Here is a 17,596-nt window from a genome sequence, read left to right as displayed (position 1 = left end):
GACTTATATTAAATTACCCAATATGACTTCCAATACGACACCTATTGATTTGAATAGTTTTAAAAAATTTCTTGATGGTGAAGTCGAGAAACATGCCACAGACACAAAAATCAATAATGGTACAAGCATTGTTAATGCTGTAAACATTGGAACATATAGTTTTAGTTGGGGAAAAATAGTCGAACAGCTTTCAGGTGAGTTTTTTATCTGGAAGTTTCAATTATCTACTCTTGCCAAAAGAACTGATGGCGAGAAAATATATTTTCAACAACAGATATTTAAGTATCTGCAATCCAAACATCCCGATCATACATCTGAACACGCCATATTGGTGGCAAGTCTTCATGACAAGTGCATATTCCTTGGTATTAAAGATGATGCCTTCATCATTGCATCACCAATGCAACACGAATATAAAAATAGAATCTGGGTTCATATGCATATCCTCAACAAAGATATTCCCGAAATTCTTAGTAATATCAATAATTCTAACCTTTAGCCTTGGTTTAGTATCTCCAGCTCACGCAACAAGCTATTCAAATAAGACCATTCCCGCTCTATATACGAAGGTAGCAAAGCGGGAGGGTGTTCCAGCTAACCTACTCTATGCAATATCTCGTGCAGAAAGTACAAATCCAAAAATAAAAAAAGTCTGGCCGTGGACAATCAATGTTCGAGGTAAAGGCTATTACTTCCCAACCAGAAAGAAAGCATACGCCGCAATTATGCTGTTACTAAAAAATGACATCACATTAGTAGATATAGGACTAATGCAAACAAATTGGTATTGGCACAAAGACAAACTAAAAGATCCCTGGATGGCATTATCACCTGAGTACAATATCCAAATTGGAGCAAGGATATTAAGGGAGTGTTACGAACGAAAACAAGACTGGTTTTATTGTGCTGGTGAATATCACACAAAAAGTAATACGCCTGAGCGAGCAGCACGAGCAAAACGTTATCAGCAGAATGTACTTAGCTATATAAGGGCAACAAAATAATGAGAGCTTTATATTTAGCTGTTTTGCTATTGTTAAGCTCAACAAATGTTCTCTCTGAACCGAAAGTATTATTTGATTCAGGAAGAACCATTAACGCAAATAAATATTTATCTTCTGATCAGAAAGCTCTCTCAACGAAACCTAAGCCAAGCATTACTAGTCTTGTTACACCCACAACTCCTGAAATGTCTGTGGGAAAAGTGGTTAAGCGTAATGTTTCACTCCCTTATCTTCCAAGTCCATTATTCCTGATAGGAACAGATGCAGTATCAATCCAATGGGTGTCGAATCACAGACAGGCACTTATTAAAGTCGGAGCGGTAGGCTTAATAGTGAATTCAACTTCACCTTCGGATTTAAAACATGTGATTAATGCATCTGAAGGTCTTCAAGTTACTCCCGCGTCAGGTAGTGAACTGTCAAAACAGCTGAACCTTAAACATTACCCTATTCTTATCACTCGAACGCAGATTGCCCAATGAAACAAAAACACACACTAGAAGTTCTTCTTCGACCAAAAGTTGAGATATGGTCTGCAGGCATATCTGCCACTGGTGCTGTTCTTTCCTATGTAGCCCCCTGGTCAATAATGATGACCCCATCCATTGCTTATGGAGTAGGGGGTGTACTGACATACAATGCGTTCCGTAATTTCAGAGACTTTGTTCGACTTTATAAGTATCAAAAAGGACTCCGGCGTCAAACACTTTTTAAGATGGCGCCAAATGACATTCCAGTGAGTAAAAAATATTTGTTTTATGGACTTGGTTTTAGATGGGGACAAAAACATGCACAACGCTTAAAAGATACCCGAGAGCCAGCTGCGAGCAAATATATCAATCCAGGGCCACTATACCGACTCGCTAGAAGGAAAGAGCGTGAATGGGAATCAAGCCCCTATCTATCGAAACTCGCAGAAATTCTTAACAGTGAATCTAAATACAATCCCGTCAGGCCATTACCGCCTATAGGAGGGGAACCACAAATACATGGTGTAGGAGGGGAGGAGGAACCTGTCGTTTCTCTTCTTTCAGAGAGGAATGGACATACGTTGGTTCTTGGAACAACTCGTGTAGGTAAGACCCGGGCAGCAGAGGTACTGATCACACAAGATATTAGACGGGGTGACATCACTATTGTCTTCGATCCAAAGGGTGATGCGGAGTTAATGAGGAGAGTAATTGCTGAATGTAAAGCAGCCGGTCGGGAAGATGATTTGGTTGTCTTTCATCTAGGCTTTCCAGACATCTCTGCTAGATACAATGGTATAGGCCACTTTAGCCGTGTTACTGAAGTTGCAACCAGGACAGCAAACCAACTAGACAGCGGTGGTAACTCAAACGTCTTCCGTGAGTTCTTCTGGCGTTTCACCAATATTATTGCTCAAGCATTAGTAGCATTAGGAAGACGGCCAGATTACGCACAATTAGCTCAACACATTCAAAGTATTGATGATTTGTTAATAGATTATTACGAGGTATGGTTAAACAGTGAGGCAGATCCTGACTGGCCAAGGCATGTAAATGACATAGCATCAAACCTGAACGATAAGATGCTTCCAATGAGCTTACGCGGAAAAAACAAACGAGCAAACGCGATGATTAAGTATGCTCAAGATAGAAAGATGTTTGATGCAGTGGCCATGGGCCTTCGTTCTACATTTGAATATGACAAAACATATTTCGACAAGATTGTGGCAAGTGGTTTGCCATTGCTTGAAAAACTTATATCAGGACGTATTGCTGAACTGATCTCACCTGCATATAACGACTCTGAAGACAATCGACCAGTATTTAGTTGGGGTCAAGTCATAAGGCAAAAAAAAGTCGTATATATCGGACTAGATGCATTACAAGATATGGCTATTGCAGGCACCGTTGGTAATACGATGTTCGCGGACTTAGTTTCAACTGCAGGAGAAATATATAAGCATGGAACTGAACTTGGATATCACAATCAAGACACATCATCGGGTAGTAAAACACCTATAAACATTCACGCAGATGAAGTGAATGAATTAATGGGAGATGAATTCTTACCAATGCTCAACAAAGGTGGTGGTGCCGGCCTGCAAATAACTGCATACACACAAACCATGTCTGACGTAATAGTGAAGCTTGGTGACCAAGCTAAAGCAGGTCAAGCACTTGGTAACTTTGGCACGGTAATGATCTTCCGAGTGAAAGAACTAGCAACTGCCGAACTATTTACGAAACAACTCCCTATGGTTGAAGTAGCTGCAGCAACAGAAGTAACAGGATCAGCAGACTCTGTAGATCTCGATAGCGAAGTTGACTTTACATCAAGCGCCCAAGATCGCATCACATTTACTGAAGCACCACTACTATCGCCAGCTACCATCATGGCCCTTCCAAAAGGGCAGGCATTCATCCTCACTGCTGGAGGCCAACTATGGAAAATTCGTGTGCCATTAGCTGATTCTAAAAATGATCTCTATATGACATCAAATTTTAACGAAATGGCTAATGATATGGCTGCTTCTTATCGAACAGGCGAGACATGGTGGATAGAATAAATGGCACAAGATAACAGCCCGCGTGCACAAAAAGGCCTTATAGCTAGATGGCTATCACGAATTGTTACAGTAACTATTTGGCTTTTACTCGCTTTACTTATGTCAATAATCACCGAATGGATTGGAATGAATACGAAATGGAGTGATGAAGGTGTTGAACATAGCCGTAAGATGGTGAAAACGGAACTAGGTTATTTGAATAAGGACTTTCAGAAAAGTCTGATCGTACAGCGACCAGCTCAATATGCTGAAAACTTTGCATTAGCTATGCATCAGTTAATGTATGAGAAAACAGGAATCATGAAACTTTTGGCTGGTGTTTTTCGAGACAGTAAAGCAGAAAGCATCGTCCGAATGACTGCCGAACATGTCTTGGCTGCAGTTTATGTAACTCAAGTTTTCGCCATACGATTAGCCATACTAACTCTTGCCTTGCCCGCATTCTTTATATTTGCCATCGTTGCAGCAACGGAAGGCTTGGTTCAACGAGACATCAGAAAATGGTCTGTTGGGCGTGAACATGCTGGCTTATACCATCACGCAAAACGCTGGATACCAGTCTCTTTTATCGCACCATGGGTAGTGTATTTAGCCTTTCCTGTATCTATACACCCAAACGCTGTAATCCTGCCATTTGCCTTATTATTCGGCATTGGAATATTTATGGTTACCTATCTATTTAAGAAACATCTCTGATAACCGGCTCAGACCAATATCCGGTTATTCATTGTCTCAAATGAGGGGCTTGGGCAGACTTCACTCTCACAAAGTTTATGTAGTGAGAAATGAACAAAATGCTCAAGCCCTTTTTAATTATTTTCACGATTTCATTTTCAACAATAGCAAGTGCCACCAATTTTGCTGAACGTGAAAGCCTAGCAAAGCTTATTCATGAAATTGATGGACTAAGCTCACTTGTCGATGAAGCCCAGGGACGAGCTAATCCTGATAGTCGTATTCGCTTCCAATACAACTTACTTCGTAAAGACCTAATGATGATGAAGCTTGGTATTCAGGAACATCTTGATGGACCAGCTATCGAGCCGAGAAACTACGCTCCACTCTCTGGCGACTATCGACGTTAACCCATGGCAATTGATTCTAAGCAATCTCAAAGCTTTTTTAACGCTACAGGTGTATCGATGGATAGCCTGGCATTAGTTATAGCTAGTCTTATTGTCGTTGCATATATGCTCTGGAGCGCCTGGGTAACTCTTTCTTACTACGAACAATGGGCAGCTAAAAAAAATAACATCAGTTTGTATGACGTTATTTGGAGTGCTGTTCGCTCAGTCACCTTACTTTCAATCATCTTATACATCGTCTCATAAAAAGGACTATCAATGAAAAAGTTGCTCATCTCAACATCAGCTATCTATCTCTCAATTTGCCAAAATGCATATGCAGTACTTCCAACAGCTGTACCCCCATCAAATGGAGCAGCTAATGGCAACTGGTTGGAGCTTCTCAAAGGGTACATAAAAGATGCCTCTATATTGCTAGGGCTAACACTCTCAGTGGTTGGTTTTATTTGGCTTGGTTGGATTGCTTTAGCAGATATCAATCAAGCTCGTGCAGGAAGAAAAGAATGGGGTGAAGTAGGTGTCACTGTCATCGCAGGTGCTGGTGTATTCCTATTTGTATCTTATCTACTTGCTCAAGCAGCAGGTGTCTTCTAATGAGTGATTCAGAAGAAATTCTTGCTGACCGGCTCAACAATGAACCACCAATATTCCGAGGACTTTCAAATTCTGAACTGGGAATGGTGTTGAAGTTCGGCGCGCTTTTCTGGGTTCCAGTATGTCTTCTCATTGCAACCCTTCTAGGTAAAACAATGATGGGGATGGGTGCGGCAATGCTAATGCTATTACTTACTATCCTTGTCAGTGGTTCATTGTTTCAAAGAATCAAACGTGGAAGACCTGATTACTACTATCAACACTACTTGATGCTTCGAGATGTTTTTCTTCGAGTAAAAACTAACACAAAAAGTGATCGCGTTATTCAATATTCAGGTACATGGGGAATTGGACGAAAAGATGGCGAGTAAGTACAGAGGAGACATGGACAATCTGAAGTCGCACATCATCACACTCCGAGTTGTTATTGGTGTTTTAATTCTGTTTTGTATTTTATTTTGGATGTCAGCAAATAAGGCTAGAGAAGTTCAAAGGCTTTATCTTCCACCGGACCTTCGAGCTGGCAACACCGTCACACTTAACGAAATACCTGTTACAACTGCATATAGCTTTGCAGTCAGTATCTTTCAATACCTCAATACATGGTTAGAAGATGGGGCGAAAGACTACCCAGCACGCGTTGCAGAACTAGCTCCATACATATCTCCAAGCTACAAACAATGGCTTAAAGAAGACATTCTTCGTCGTAGTAATCGCGGTGAATTAGATAGGCGAACAAGAACTGTCACTTTAATAAACGATATGGCTTATGACGACCGAAGAGTAGACATTATCAATGAAAATAACTTTGTTGTTTGGCTCGATCTCAGAATCACGGAAACTCATCGTGGCGTACCTATTAAATCTGTCGATATCCGATATCCAATTAGAGTCGTCCGCAGTAACGTTAGCCCTGAATTCAATCCATGGGGACTAATGCTGGATGGATTTCAAGAAAATCCAAGTCGAATTATTTCAACGGTAAAAGAATAATGAAGCTCTTCATCATCATCATAACGGCTCTTCTTACGTTTGCCTTTTTACCTACAAAAACGTTTGCAGACGAGAAAGTCATCTGGGATAAGACACCAATAAAAGTCGTCTTGAAACCAAATCAGGAGAGGATGATTGTCTTTCCATCAACTAGCGTTAGAGTAAAGATACCAGCAGCAATAGCTAACTCTCTAAGTACATTATCTAACAACGGTGTTATTTACTGGGAAAGTCTTGAAGAATTTACAGATAAACGAATTTTAGTCCAAGACACAGTAAGTCAAAAGACTGTAGTTATCCATCTTTCGTCCAGTGATTCTCTTGGTAGCGATGATCAAGTGACCGTTTTATACCCGGAGTCTAAGGCCGTCACGACTCCATCAAATTCCGAAAGTAATGATCTAACACACTATGGATATGAAACATTAACAAGAGTTGCTGCACATCATCTGTATGCACCTGAGAGACTTATTAACATTCCTGAAGGTATCCACCGAGTTAATGTAGCTCAACAATCAGATACACACCTAATCAGGGGGTTAATCATTGATATGACCCCTGTTATCTCATTTTCTAATGGTGGCCTGTATATAACAGCAGTGAAGCTAGTTAATAAGCAGAAAGAACGAGTGATTCTTGATCCACGTGAAATCCGAGGTAAATGGCTTGCTGCAACGTTTCAACATGCCTCACTAGGAGCAAATGGCGAGATAACTGACACTACTGCTCTCTATCTTATTTCTGATCGACCTTTTTGGGAGTCTTTTTAATGGCTGAAAAAAGGACAAATAAGCTCATTCCAATCATCGCATTAGGGTTGATAGTCATATTGATCGCAGTTGTGGCCCGAACTTCAGATAAAGAAGCCGCCAAACAAGTTAAGCAGCTGGGAGAACAGTATGTTCCTGATGGAGATACCACTGATGACACGCTTCGCACACTAACAGCGCTTGTGCAAGAAATGCGTGAAGAAAATGACAAGTTAATCGCAGAGCAAAAACATATAAAAGAACAGCTTGCAAAACGTCCTGAAGAAAATAGTGACACAAAATCCTCCATAGAATCATTGATGGAGCAAATCGAAACATTAACTCAAAAACAAAATGAATCTCCACCAGAACTAAATGACTTTGACATGGACATCGCGATTCCAGACATTCAACCACAAGGAGATGTTTGGATAGAACCAATTGATGCAGCAACGTCTATAGACGAAAATGGGATTGCTCCATCATCCTTCAGCCCCTCTAATACATTAGACAATGCTTCGGACATTCTTGGTGATACTAGTTCCCTAAACAACAGTGTTGGTCAAAGCATTACTGGAAGTTCAAATCAGGAAATGATTTTTGAACCCGTCTACACAATTCCAAGAAACTCTACCTTAATCGGGTCAACAGCGATGACCGCCCTATTGGGGCGTGTACCAATAAATGGCAGCGTCGAAGATCCTTACCCAGTAAAGATTATTGTTGGTAATGAAAACCTTACGGCTAACGGTCTTGAGCTGCCAGAAGTAAACCACATGATATTTTCTGGCACTGCCACTGGTGATTGGACACTTTCATGTGTCAGAGCAGATCTAACATCTGTCACCTATGTCTTTGATGATGGAACGATACAAACACTAAGCGTAGGTGATCAAGAGCTTCAGACTAACAACAGCTCTGGAACAGTTAATCGTCTTGCATGGATTTCAGATAATCGAGGTATTCCGTGTGTATCAGGCAAAAGAATATCTAATGCAGCTACCTTCTTAGCAGGCTCTATTTTTGCAAAAGGAGTTGAAGCAGGCGCTAAAGCGGTCGCTGATGCTGAAACCACACGCATTGTGTCACCTCAAGGAGATACAACTTCATCAGTAACTGGTGACGCCTTAAGAAATTCGGCATTCGAATCATTATCTGGTGGTACTTCAGCAATTAGTGAGTGGCTCCAAGAAAGGCAACAACAGACATTCGATGTGATTTATGTAGACACCGGCTCGAACGTCGCCGTCCACATTGATGCTGAATTACCGATTAACTATAAACCTAATGGCAGGAAATTAAGACATGCGCGTTACAGCAGCAAAGATATCAATCATCGCCTTGATTAGTCTGTTATCAGCTTGTTCATATCAAACAAAAGATGATTTGCTACCTCAAACAGGTCCAACCATGGAAGATGTTTATCGAAATCATCAAAGTAGTTTGGTATCTGGTACTCAAAGTAAAGCATTAACGATATCGGGTATTCGAGAAAGACTAGCTGGTAATGATGATTCAGATCTCGCTGGTTATACGCGTGATGCAAACAGTGAAATCGAGCAACAGTTTCCTCGTCTACCTAACCCAACACTAGTTATGTATGTATATCCCCACCTATCTACGGATTCACGTTTGCCGGTGCCGGGGTATTCAACTGCTTTCCCATTCTATGAACGTCCTGAATATGCAATGCCAGGTGAAATGTAATGCTTAATAATCTATTCGCAAAAAGCCTATCATCTTCCAGTATCCCTTTAACAAAAGAGGATGTGAAAAAAGATTATAGAGAGCAACCATCATTCACAAACTTGCTCCCGTGGAGAGAATATGACAGTGAAAACCAAGTATTCCTCTTAGAAGACGGTAAAGGTATCGGTGCTCTCTTTGAGATTGAACCTGTTGGTGTAGAGGCAAAGACAGAAGACTACATAGTTGAAATTCAGGAAAAGCTGCAAGCAACGATCACAGAAACAATTCCAGAAGATAACGTAGCACCGTGGACCTTACAGTTTTTTGTTCAAGACGAATTAAGTGTTAGAACCCTAACAGACCAAATCCGTGAGTATGCTCATCCAAGAGCTGTCAACACTCCATATACGAAACACTTCCTAAACGTTATGGATGAACATTTGCACCAAGTTGGTCAACCCAATGGACTATTTTTTGATGAGGTAGTTACTGGAGGAAGATGGCAAGGTAAAAGACGTAAAGTACGCATGTGTCTTTATCGTTACTTCCCCGAAAACTACAAGTCAGACTACGATAGAGATGTTCGAGAGTTAGGTAGAATTCGCAAACGACTATTGACTCAGTTTACTGGTATTGGCATGAGAGCAAATGTCGCTGGAGGTAAAGAACTCTATGAATGGATGCTCCGTTGGTTAAATCCCAAACCAGTTATAACGAAAGGTGACAGTGAGAGCCTACTAAAGGTAGCACCATATCCAGGTGATGAAGATCTAGCATATGGATATGATCTAGCTGAACAATTATCTCTCTCTAGACCGAGTTCAGATGCTGAAAAAGGTATCTGGTATTTCGATGGTATGCCTCACACAGCAGTAAGTGTTCAAGCCCTTCGTCGTGTCCCCAAAAATGGTTTATTCACAGCCGAGAGAAATTCCGGTGAGCATACATTTGCTATGTTCGACAGAATGCCTGAAGGCACAGTAATGTCGATGAGTATAGAAATCAAGCCTAGAGACCAGGTTCTTAATCATCTTGGTCGAATCATGCGTTCTGCTGTGGGAGACAATGCTGAGGCCGAAATAGCTCAGCAAGAAGCAAAAACCGCTCAACATGAATTAGCTAAAAATAATACCCTTTATCCGGTTTACATAAGCTTCCTAACACGTGCCGATGATCTTGAAAAACTTGATGACGCTGTATCAGTTATCGAATCTTTATTACTAAGCAATAATCTTCAGCCGATTACAGAAAATCAAGACTTGTTAAAGCAGGATATGTATATCCGAAGCTTACCCATGAAGTTCGATAGTTTAATGGTACAAAAGAAACAGCGTCGTTCAAGACTGGTTTTCTCACGTCACATTGCTTCTATGCTCCCTGTGTATGGTCGCTCGAAAGGAACAGATCATCCAGGATTGATGTATTTCAATCGTGGTGGTGAGCCACTTCTAGTTGATCCATTCAACAACCAAGACCGAAAAAAGAATGCTCATGCCTTAATCATAGGCCCTACTGGTGCCGGTAAGTCGGCTTCTCTTGTAGATGCGGTGATGAAAATCACTGCTGTTCATCGACCCAGAATTTTTATAGTTGAAGCCGGTGACTCATTCGGGCTGCTCGGTGAATATATGGCTAAACATGGCCTGTCCGTGAATCAAATGTCTGTTACTCCCAGTGCAGACATTTCTCTCCCGCCATTTGCCAATGCTATGAAACTTCTTGAACTATCAGAAGATGAAGTTGTGACTGAAGAGGAGTCTGATGAATCTAGCCTTGATGATGAAGATGAAGATGAAGATGAAGATGAAGATGAAGATAGAGATTATTTAGGTGAGATGGAATTAGCAGCTCGAGTGATGATTACGGGTGGAGAAAAGAAAGAAGATGACATGCTTCATCGTGCTGACCGGCTAGTCATTCGGAAAGCAATCTACCGAGCAGCACAATTTGCAAAAGACAATGGCAAAGACCAGGTTCTAACTCAAGATGTTGTTGAGGCAATGCGTCACACCGAAGACCTTGACCAGAATAGAACTGCACGAGCTATTGAAATGGCTGATGCAATGGAACTCTATTGTACAGGTGTTGAAGGAAAACTATTTAATCGTCCGGGTACCGAATGGCAGGATGTAGACATCACGATCTTTGATATGGGGATTCTCGCCAGGGAAGGTTATGAAGACAAATTGACTGTTGCGTATATGAGTTTGATGAATCACGTTCATGCTCTTGTGGAGCGTGAACAGCATGAAGGTAGACCTACTCTCATGCTAACAGACGAAGGGCATATCATCACTAAAAACGCGACTCTAGCACCTTACATAATCAAGATTGTGAAAATGTGGAGGAAACTAGGTGCGTGGTTCTGGATAGCTACACAGAACTTAGAAGATTTCCCTGATGATAGTCGTCGAATGTTGGCAATGCTCGAATGGTGGATATGTCTTGTAATGCCTAGGGATGAAGTTAATCAAATTACTAGGTTTAAGGATCTCACCAAAGAACAAGAATCAAAACTTTTAGCTGCCAGAAAGTCACCAGCACAATATACAGAAGGCGTCATTCTCACAGACAATCTTGACCCTCTTTTCAGAGCTATACCTCCGGCAATATCACTAGCACTTGCCATGACTGAACAGCATGAAAAAGCAGAACGCCGTGAGATTATGGAAGAAAGAGGTTGTGATCGCGTCAGTGCAGCAGAAATAGTGGCTGAAAGAATTAAAGAAGCCCGCCGCAATCATAGCTTGGAGACATCTAATGCTTAAGTACCTATTTCTTGTATTACTGCTTATTTCGAGTGTTTCTAATGCTAATGGGCTTATCGTCGAAGCTTTTTATGACAGAGAAACTAGACTTATTAATGTGCATCTGGCGGAAAGAGTTTCTTCATTAAAAACTTATGATTTAAGTGCACCAGATCAGTTCAAGAAAAAGCTGAGTAAGGGACTTTCATCAGACCCAACCATCGCACAGAGACAAGCTAAAGAGCGAATAGAAGCACTTGGTGGTGAACTTCAATCACACCTAATCACTGCCTATGAAGGCTCTCTAAAAGCTATGCAATATAAAATTAATAAATTACCTGCCGTCGTGTTCAATAATGGTCAGCAAGTAATTTATGGTGAGAGTGATGTTAACAAGGCAATAAATATCTACCACGAGAAGGTAGGTAAATGATGAATAAAGTCTTAGCAATATCATTTGCGGCTGTTCTTCCATTTACAGTAAATGCAGACTCCGAAACCATCAGCACCGCCGATATAGTAGCTTCAGCTAGCAGTGCATCATGCATAGATTATAGATTAGTTGGAGTATGTTTTTGGCTTAGATGTACCAGTCATGGCTGCGATGTCGAAACGTCACCAAAAATTGCCCATCACAACCCCGACCTTGTCGTTAGTGCCCATAATGGAATCGGAAGTAATCCATGGACTGAGGCGAATAGTATAGTTGGCAATGTATCTCAGTCTGCCGTGGGCTCTCTAATCAATAAAGCCGCTTCTATAGATGCAGGGAGCAATCAAACTAACAAGGGAACACAGCTAAACACGCTGAAATTTAAGTCTAGTGATGCTATTGGACACCCGGTTTCCTCAATCTCATTTAGCTATAGTTGTCCTTCACAAGCTACTGCGTTCAATCCTTATTTTGTATCTGGAACGGATTCTATTGCTTGGCGCCTTGGCATCCCTGAAACAGCTTATCCAGATGCTCTAATTCCTGGAAGAAGAGAAATAGGAAACTTCCCCAGTAACACATGGGGTTCAGTTTACCCTCGAACTGGTTTTATATCTCAATCTTCCGATGCGAAGGCTGCAGCTGTTATAGCTCAGCGTGTCGGCGATATTGTTACGCGTAACGGACAACCACACGTCTATCAATCATTATCTGGTACACCCAGCTATAACGGTCGAATCTGGCCACCTGGTGCATTGAAAGAAAATTCTAATAAGAATGGTAAATGGCAAATGCTTGCGCCAAGGAAATCCAACAGCTGCACGGTATTTGGTGAAAACGATACCACTTCTCTAACTGGTTGGGATGGGAATAGTAACAACGCATCTACCGGCAACTATGCATGGACGTTATGGCGTCCTTATCAATGCTGTCAAAGGAAAGGACAATTTTTCCTATACAGCGTCAATTTCATGTCTTACCCATAAGGACCGCATTGTGATACTCAAACGTATAACATTAGTTACCTCACTAATCATTTTCACAAATGTAAATGCTACTGGATTGCAAATGCCAGATATGAACTCAGGTTGGTATTACGGAATCGGTGGTCAACGCCCGATTTCTCAGCCTGCTTCACCTATCACAAACAGTATAGTCTTGGGCGGATCTATTGATTGGGGAAGTGGTTTCAATTGCAGTGCATTCGATCCAACTCTTGGCGTGGCCAATACATTAAATCAAGTTAAAAGTGGTGTTGACGCTATACAACAACAGGTTACTGATGCTGCCACAGGAGCTATTGCCTCATTGCCACTACTAATGCTGCAACGTGCCAATCCTGGCTTATACGAACTATTGATGAATAGTATGGCTCGGGCACAACAAGGGGTGAGAGTTTCAACACAAAGCTGCCAACAAATGCAACAAACCATTTCTCAAGGCGGCAACCCTATTGAGGGCTGGATTGATATCTCTCGGACACACGATTGGCGCGACCAAATGGGAGGTGGTGGATACAGAAGCGCACCTGTTGACGTCGTTGAAGCACAACAGACAGTTGACAAAAATAATGGTGAAAATGGAGTGACTTGGCTGGGAGGCAGTAAAGCAGGTGGACGTGGTCAATCCCCCATAAACATACCCTCTGACATTGTAAAAGCTGGCTATAACCAAGCATTGAATAGAAGTGCCGATTCAAACTTAGCTGCACCTATGAACGGCAGTAGAATTTCAGAGCTTTGGCGTACACCTGGTGAGCTCATAAGTTTTAGTAGCTCTCTATTAGGTGAGGAGAAAGTTCGAACATATTCAGATCGACCTACAGAAACAATTCCAGCTAGAGGAATGGCTTTTGAGATCAACAAAGAGGTCGAGAGATTAACTCCTAAGTATAACAATCTGATTAGTGGGACTTCAGAGCTGAACAATGAGAATTTAATGGATATTTCCACATCGAGTGTTGTAATTACTTCGAACACAATACAAGCATTAAGAAAGCTAAATTCAGCTGATCAGAATATTCTCAAAGGGCGTTTAATCCAAGAGGTAGCAACAGCAAGAGTCATTGAAAAATCATTAATGTTGTTAAGACTTTTATCATCAGGTTCTCAAGAACCGAATGTTTCTCAGAATGGGCCTGCGCAGGATGCAGTACAAAAATATACTGCTAGGTTACAACAGTCTGTAGATGACACCTTATTCGAGCATGAAATGAGTAAGCGTCTAGCAAACTCAACAGCTCAAACAATCAAAGAAGTAGAAACAGTGAAGCGTCGTGTTGGAATTTCAACTTTAACATCGCCTAAACGATTTAATTCGCCAGACCAAACAATCAGCACAGAGGAAGAATAATGGCGAAGAGGAAAGGTCGTAGTTACATAAGAAAGGCCTTGCTGGCACTAGTAGTCATTTCATTAGGACTAGTTGTAATACTTGCACTTCTTTATTCCGCCGTTAAGAGCGACCAACAGGTAAGTAGATTACTTGACTCTGTCAATAATATTTCATCTATTGCTCGATATCTACGGTGGGCAGTTATTGGAGGAGTAATATTATTCTGGAATGAAATAATCGATTACTTATCGATTACTAAAGGTCTTGATAGTGCTCAAGGGTTGAGAGCCAAATCTATGCGATGGCACGTTTTTTTGGCAGTAATCGCATTCGAAGTGCTGGTCGTAGAAGCCCTGCCAGCCAAGCTATTGAGTTAAGCACCATGTCTACCGGCAGTTTTATTGAAATGTTCATGACTACCTTTGGGTGGCATCTATATGAAATTATTTGGGGTGTCATATCTAGCACAGGACTGGCTTACCTGCCTTTTTTTGCAGTGATAATCGATAATGTAATCAAACCTATTGAAAGTCAGGAATCTAAAGCAGCTGCAGCTACCTCCTTAAGAAGACTTGAAATAGACATAGTTCGATTGATCATTATGATGATGCTAGCAGTATCACCATATATAACCATCCAGTATGGCTCCATAGCCTACACCAAGGCATGCCAAGCTGATACTGGAACTCCTGGTAATACTGTTAACGCTGGTAATAGCGGAACAAGATTTGATGAAATATTTAAACCAAACCTGCTCAACAATCAGGAGGCTAGAGTTCCACCTTGGTTCTATATTGTAATGTCAGTTACTGGCGGTGTTAATGATGCCGTAATTTCACGACTACCATGTGAAATGAATATGCGCCAAGCTGAATATGAATTATCTACAATCCAGATATCAGACCCACATCTAAAAAGGCAAACACAACGGTTTGTAAGTGAATGTTTTCAACCAGCAGTGGCAGATTTTTACAACAATCACAGACAGCTTCCGGAAGGAGTTGATGTAACAGATATTTTATGGCCGGGCTCTAGTTATTTTAATTCTAATTTTTATCAGAATGAGTTCGCAAAAAATCCTGTTCCTGGTTTTGCATTTGATGCAAGCCGACCTAGTGACATGGCATACGATTCTTCTGATCCAAATATTTCAATCCCTCAGAATGGCTACCCAAGCTGCAGTGAATGGTGGAATGACTCTTCTACAGGCATAAGAAACGGTCTTGTTAAAGAGTTTCCACCTTCCTTCTTTGATAAATATTTTTCATCAGTATTCAGCTCCTCTGATGAAATTGAAAACCTAGCTATTCGTGAAGTACTTAAGAATGAAGGAAAGTCTATATATGACGGATTGAACATTGCTGGTGAGACAGATATCGAGTGGGGGTTAGATAGGGAGACTGCGGGAGACCTTTTAGGTGTTGTAGCTGGTACTGGTGGAGCTTTTATTGCTGAAGTGCTGGCAAAGCCAGCATTATTCATGGTGAAGCAAATGGCACCTTATATTCAAGCGACGCTTCTAATGGCTACATATTTTTTGTTACCTTGGGTATTACTAGTAGGTAACTACTCATGGAGCACAATCAAAACAGCAACAATTACTATTTTTGCCGTCAAATTCTGGACCGCCATATGGGCTGTTACAGATTTACTGGATGCCAACCTACAAAAAGTTATAATCGATGCGAAAGATTCCAATTGGTTGATGGAAAGGTTAAGCCATGAAAATTGGATGCTTGAATCGATTATTGTAATACTTATTTTATCCTTATACATGGCTCTTCCTTACTACTTCTTAAGTATTCTTGGTTGGAGTGGTGAGCGTGGAGCAAGCGCACCAACTGGCGCTGCAACATCAGCAAATAGTGAAGGTAAAGCTGCCGGCAACCAAGGATCGGATATGGCTAAGAATGCTGTTAATTGAGTATATATAAAAATGGTGGCGGCCACTTTAACTAATATCGCCGACCACCATGAATTCTTCTATGTTTTTCTTCGTATGATTCATAACCGTGATAACCATATGGCTCAGGAGGAATATCATGAGATGACTTAGTGCTTGCTGCTAATCTCACAAACCATAAAGAAGCCTTCGCTAAGTAAGGAGTTATGAGAACAATAGTAGATATCAATACAGCAACTAATCGACCCTCTATTGTTTTTTTAGCGTTCTCTCTACAGTGCACACTAAAAAGAGTCATTAACACTAACGTGAGTTGGAATAAAAGTATTCCAATAGATAAAAAAGCCATAAATTTTAATATTTCACGGCTAATTTCTGTACCTATGAGGAATGACCAGACGAAAGTTAGGCAAACTCCTATTAGGGGCATAGTTTTAGCTAATCGACGTGCTTTATATGGCACTGTGTTCTCGTCTGCCCCGGAAGTAACTTTAGAGTAGAGCTTCCACATCCAGAAAGAAATAATAGCAAAAGATGATACGTATATTATTGCTGCGGTAAACATCAACATGATTTCCATTTCAGATCCTTTTTGTTGTTCTCAGCCTGCATAAACAAGAAAAAAGGATGAATGACATCGCACACAACCCGCAAGTAGAACAATAAATTAATTATTAATTTTATTCTATTATGGATTCAGATTAGCGCAAGTGCTCGGATAAGAATAAAGTAACCAAGAATTAAGAAGTGTCTACCAGTTCATACTCTTGGCAACTCAGACTCCGGTATTAGCTTGAACGCCCAGAACTAAAACGATATGATTCAAACTTCTTTGTAACTATCCAATCTAGTTACAGGAAGTGCCACAACCACTTCATGTTGTGCCCAATTGTAGCCGTTCAAAGACCAGCTACGATTAAAAAAACCATACTTCTATGGATGTATGGATAGCATCAACCCATAAGGGGATTTATCTCTCCTTATGGGGGTAGATCTATCTCCTGGGGTTGTTCAATCAACTTTGAGGAGAAAACAGATGCAAGATATTATTCCAACATTATTGACTACTGCTTTTATTGTCTTTTGTTATGACCAAAAAGTCATTGCTTCTCTGCAGCGCCAAGGAAGATACGACCCTGATACACATCAAACGGTACTATCAAGGTTGTTTTTTTCACCAGTAAAATTGTTGCTATCACCGCTTTTACTTCGCTTAAATCTTAATAGAGAAGAGAGCTCAACTTGGAAGCCGGAAGGTGATTTGAGTTTGTTTCAATATGACACCACAGTATGTCAGGACAGTCGAGGAATAAAGACACGCTTATCCTATTTTTATGATGATAACCAGCACGCTTGGTACATGATAGAAAAGATTAACGATAACGGCGTTACGGTTCTCGCGCCAAGGTTTGAACCTGCAACAGTATCATTCAACGCTAAAAAGCTACAATACGTGTAGACATGCCAGCCCCATTCAAACTGAGTGGGGCTTTACTTCTTTCCTATTCCCCATATCTCTTATATCGAAT

Annotated in this window: 20 protein-coding genes; 19 read left to right on the top strand and 1 reads right to left on the bottom strand. The window is 41.0% G+C overall.

All coding sequences use genetic code 11. The features are described 5' to 3' along the window. The first annotated feature begins 22 nt into the window (after positions 1 to 22). The 18 genes from AC13DA_RS01390 (at position 23) to AC13DA_RS01305 (ending at position 16,088) form a co-directional block, all read left to right on the top strand. The gene (locus AC13DA_RS01390) at positions 23 to 499 is read left to right on the top strand and encodes a hypothetical protein (protein ID WP_482945830.1); all 477 of its coding nucleotides are present in this window, start codon (positions 23 to 25) and stop codon (positions 497 to 499) included. Continuing rightward, on the top strand, positions 390 to 1,004 hold the full coding sequence (locus tag AC13DA_RS01385) for a transglycosylase SLT domain-containing protein (protein WP_482945829.1): 615 nt from the start codon (positions 390 to 392) through the stop codon (positions 1,002 to 1,004). Before AC13DA_RS01390 ends, AC13DA_RS01385 begins: the two co-directional genes overlap by 110 nt. Further along, positions 1,004 to 1,486 carry an integrating conjugative element protein gene (locus tag AC13DA_RS01380; protein ID WP_482945818.1) on the top strand — a complete coding sequence of 161 codons (483 nt, stop codon included), beginning with the start codon at positions 1,004 to 1,006 and terminating at the stop codon, positions 1,484 to 1,486. Before AC13DA_RS01385 ends, AC13DA_RS01380 begins: the two co-directional genes overlap by 1 nt. Further along, positions 1,483 to 3,540 (top strand): type IV conjugative transfer system coupling protein TraD, encoded by a 2,058-nt coding sequence (gene traD, locus AC13DA_RS01375; protein WP_482945817.1) that lies wholly within the window; start codon positions 1,483 to 1,485, stop codon positions 3,538 to 3,540. Before AC13DA_RS01380 ends, traD begins: the two co-directional genes overlap by 4 nt. Continuing rightward, positions 3,541 to 4,236 (top strand): TIGR03747 family integrating conjugative element membrane protein, encoded by a 696-nt coding sequence (locus tag AC13DA_RS01370; protein WP_482945816.1) that lies wholly within the window; start codon positions 3,541 to 3,543, stop codon positions 4,234 to 4,236. A gap of 98 nt (positions 4,237 to 4,334) precedes the next feature. After that, positions 4,335 to 4,625 carry an integrative conjugative element protein, RAQPRD family gene (locus AC13DA_RS01365; protein ID WP_482945815.1) on the top strand — a complete coding sequence of 97 codons (291 nt, stop codon included), beginning with the start codon at positions 4,335 to 4,337 and terminating at the stop codon, positions 4,623 to 4,625. 3 nt (positions 4,626 to 4,628) lie between these two features. Further along, complete coding sequence (locus AC13DA_RS01360) at positions 4,629 to 4,871, top strand: DUF3262 family protein (RefSeq protein WP_482945814.1); 243 nt, start codon at positions 4,629 to 4,631, stop codon at positions 4,869 to 4,871. A 12-nt stretch (positions 4,872 to 4,883) separates the two neighbouring features. Then, complete coding sequence (locus AC13DA_RS01355; protein ID WP_482945813.1) at positions 4,884 to 5,219, top strand: TIGR03745 family integrating conjugative element membrane protein; 336 nt, start codon at positions 4,884 to 4,886, stop codon at positions 5,217 to 5,219. Next, positions 5,219 to 5,590 (top strand): TIGR03750 family conjugal transfer protein, encoded by a 372-nt coding sequence (locus AC13DA_RS01350; protein ID WP_482945812.1) that lies wholly within the window; start codon positions 5,219 to 5,221, stop codon positions 5,588 to 5,590. Before AC13DA_RS01355 ends, AC13DA_RS01350 begins: the two co-directional genes overlap by 1 nt. A gap of 13 nt (positions 5,591 to 5,603) precedes the next feature. Then, positions 5,604 to 6,212: a PFL_4703 family integrating conjugative element protein gene (locus AC13DA_RS01345; protein ID WP_474567602.1), complete on the top strand. Its 609-nt coding sequence runs from the start codon at positions 5,604 to 5,606 to the stop codon at positions 6,210 to 6,212. Beyond that, positions 6,212 to 6,982, top strand: coding sequence for a TIGR03749 family integrating conjugative element protein (locus tag AC13DA_RS01340; RefSeq protein WP_482945811.1), 771 nt, complete (start codon positions 6,212 to 6,214; stop codon positions 6,980 to 6,982). Before AC13DA_RS01345 ends, AC13DA_RS01340 begins: the two co-directional genes overlap by 1 nt. Beyond that, the gene (locus tag AC13DA_RS01335) at positions 6,982 to 8,310 is read left to right on the top strand and encodes a TIGR03752 family integrating conjugative element protein (RefSeq protein ID WP_474567604.1); all 1,329 of its coding nucleotides are present in this window, start codon (positions 6,982 to 6,984) and stop codon (positions 8,308 to 8,310) included. The genes AC13DA_RS01340 and AC13DA_RS01335 overlap by 1 nt, the downstream gene beginning before the upstream one ends. Then, positions 8,267 to 8,668, top strand: a complete 402-nt coding sequence (locus AC13DA_RS01330) for a TIGR03751 family conjugal transfer lipoprotein (protein WP_474567605.1) — start codon at positions 8,267 to 8,269, stop codon at positions 8,666 to 8,668. Before AC13DA_RS01335 ends, AC13DA_RS01330 begins: the two co-directional genes overlap by 44 nt. Further along, positions 8,668 to 11,418 (top strand): conjugative transfer ATPase, encoded by a 2,751-nt coding sequence (locus AC13DA_RS01325; protein WP_482945810.1) that lies wholly within the window; start codon positions 8,668 to 8,670, stop codon positions 11,416 to 11,418. The genes AC13DA_RS01330 and AC13DA_RS01325 overlap by 1 nt, the downstream gene beginning before the upstream one ends. Further along, on the top strand, positions 11,411 to 11,830 hold the full coding sequence (locus tag AC13DA_RS01320) for a TIGR03757 family integrating conjugative element protein (RefSeq protein ID WP_474567607.1): 420 nt from the start codon (positions 11,411 to 11,413) through the stop codon (positions 11,828 to 11,830). Before AC13DA_RS01325 ends, AC13DA_RS01320 begins: the two co-directional genes overlap by 8 nt. Further along, complete coding sequence (locus AC13DA_RS01315) at positions 11,827 to 12,816, top strand: TIGR03756 family integrating conjugative element protein (protein WP_474567608.1); 990 nt, start codon at positions 11,827 to 11,829, stop codon at positions 12,814 to 12,816. The genes AC13DA_RS01320 and AC13DA_RS01315 overlap by 4 nt, the downstream gene beginning before the upstream one ends. Before the next feature lie 10 nt (positions 12,817 to 12,826). After that, positions 12,827 to 14,182: an integrating conjugative element protein gene (locus AC13DA_RS01310; RefSeq protein WP_482945809.1), complete on the top strand. Its 1,356-nt coding sequence runs from the start codon at positions 12,827 to 12,829 to the stop codon at positions 14,180 to 14,182. A gap of 283 nt (positions 14,183 to 14,465) precedes the next feature. Further along, positions 14,466 to 16,088 (top strand): conjugal transfer protein TraG N-terminal domain-containing protein, encoded by a 1,623-nt coding sequence (locus AC13DA_RS01305; protein WP_474567610.1) that lies wholly within the window; start codon positions 14,466 to 14,468, stop codon positions 16,086 to 16,088. A gap of 31 nt (positions 16,089 to 16,119) precedes the next feature. Here AC13DA_RS01305 and AC13DA_RS01300 read toward each other — a convergent pair whose 3' ends face one another. After that, entirely contained in the window at positions 16,120 to 16,647 is a 528-nt protein-coding gene (locus tag AC13DA_RS01300) for a hypothetical protein (protein ID WP_474567611.1), read from the bottom strand. Positions 16,648 to 17,103: 456 nt separating this feature from the next. Between AC13DA_RS01300 and AC13DA_RS01295 the strand changes: the two genes are divergently transcribed. Next, positions 17,104 to 17,526 carry a hypothetical protein gene (locus AC13DA_RS01295; protein ID WP_474567612.1) on the top strand — a complete coding sequence of 141 codons (423 nt, stop codon included), beginning with the start codon at positions 17,104 to 17,106 and terminating at the stop codon, positions 17,524 to 17,526. Positions 17,527 to 17,596: the final 70 nt, after the last annotated feature.

This window comes from Methylophaga sp. F-2 (genome assembly GCF_056859315.1).
Note: the sequence above shows the minus strand (reverse complement) of the source record. Positions and strands in the feature narration are given on the sequence as shown.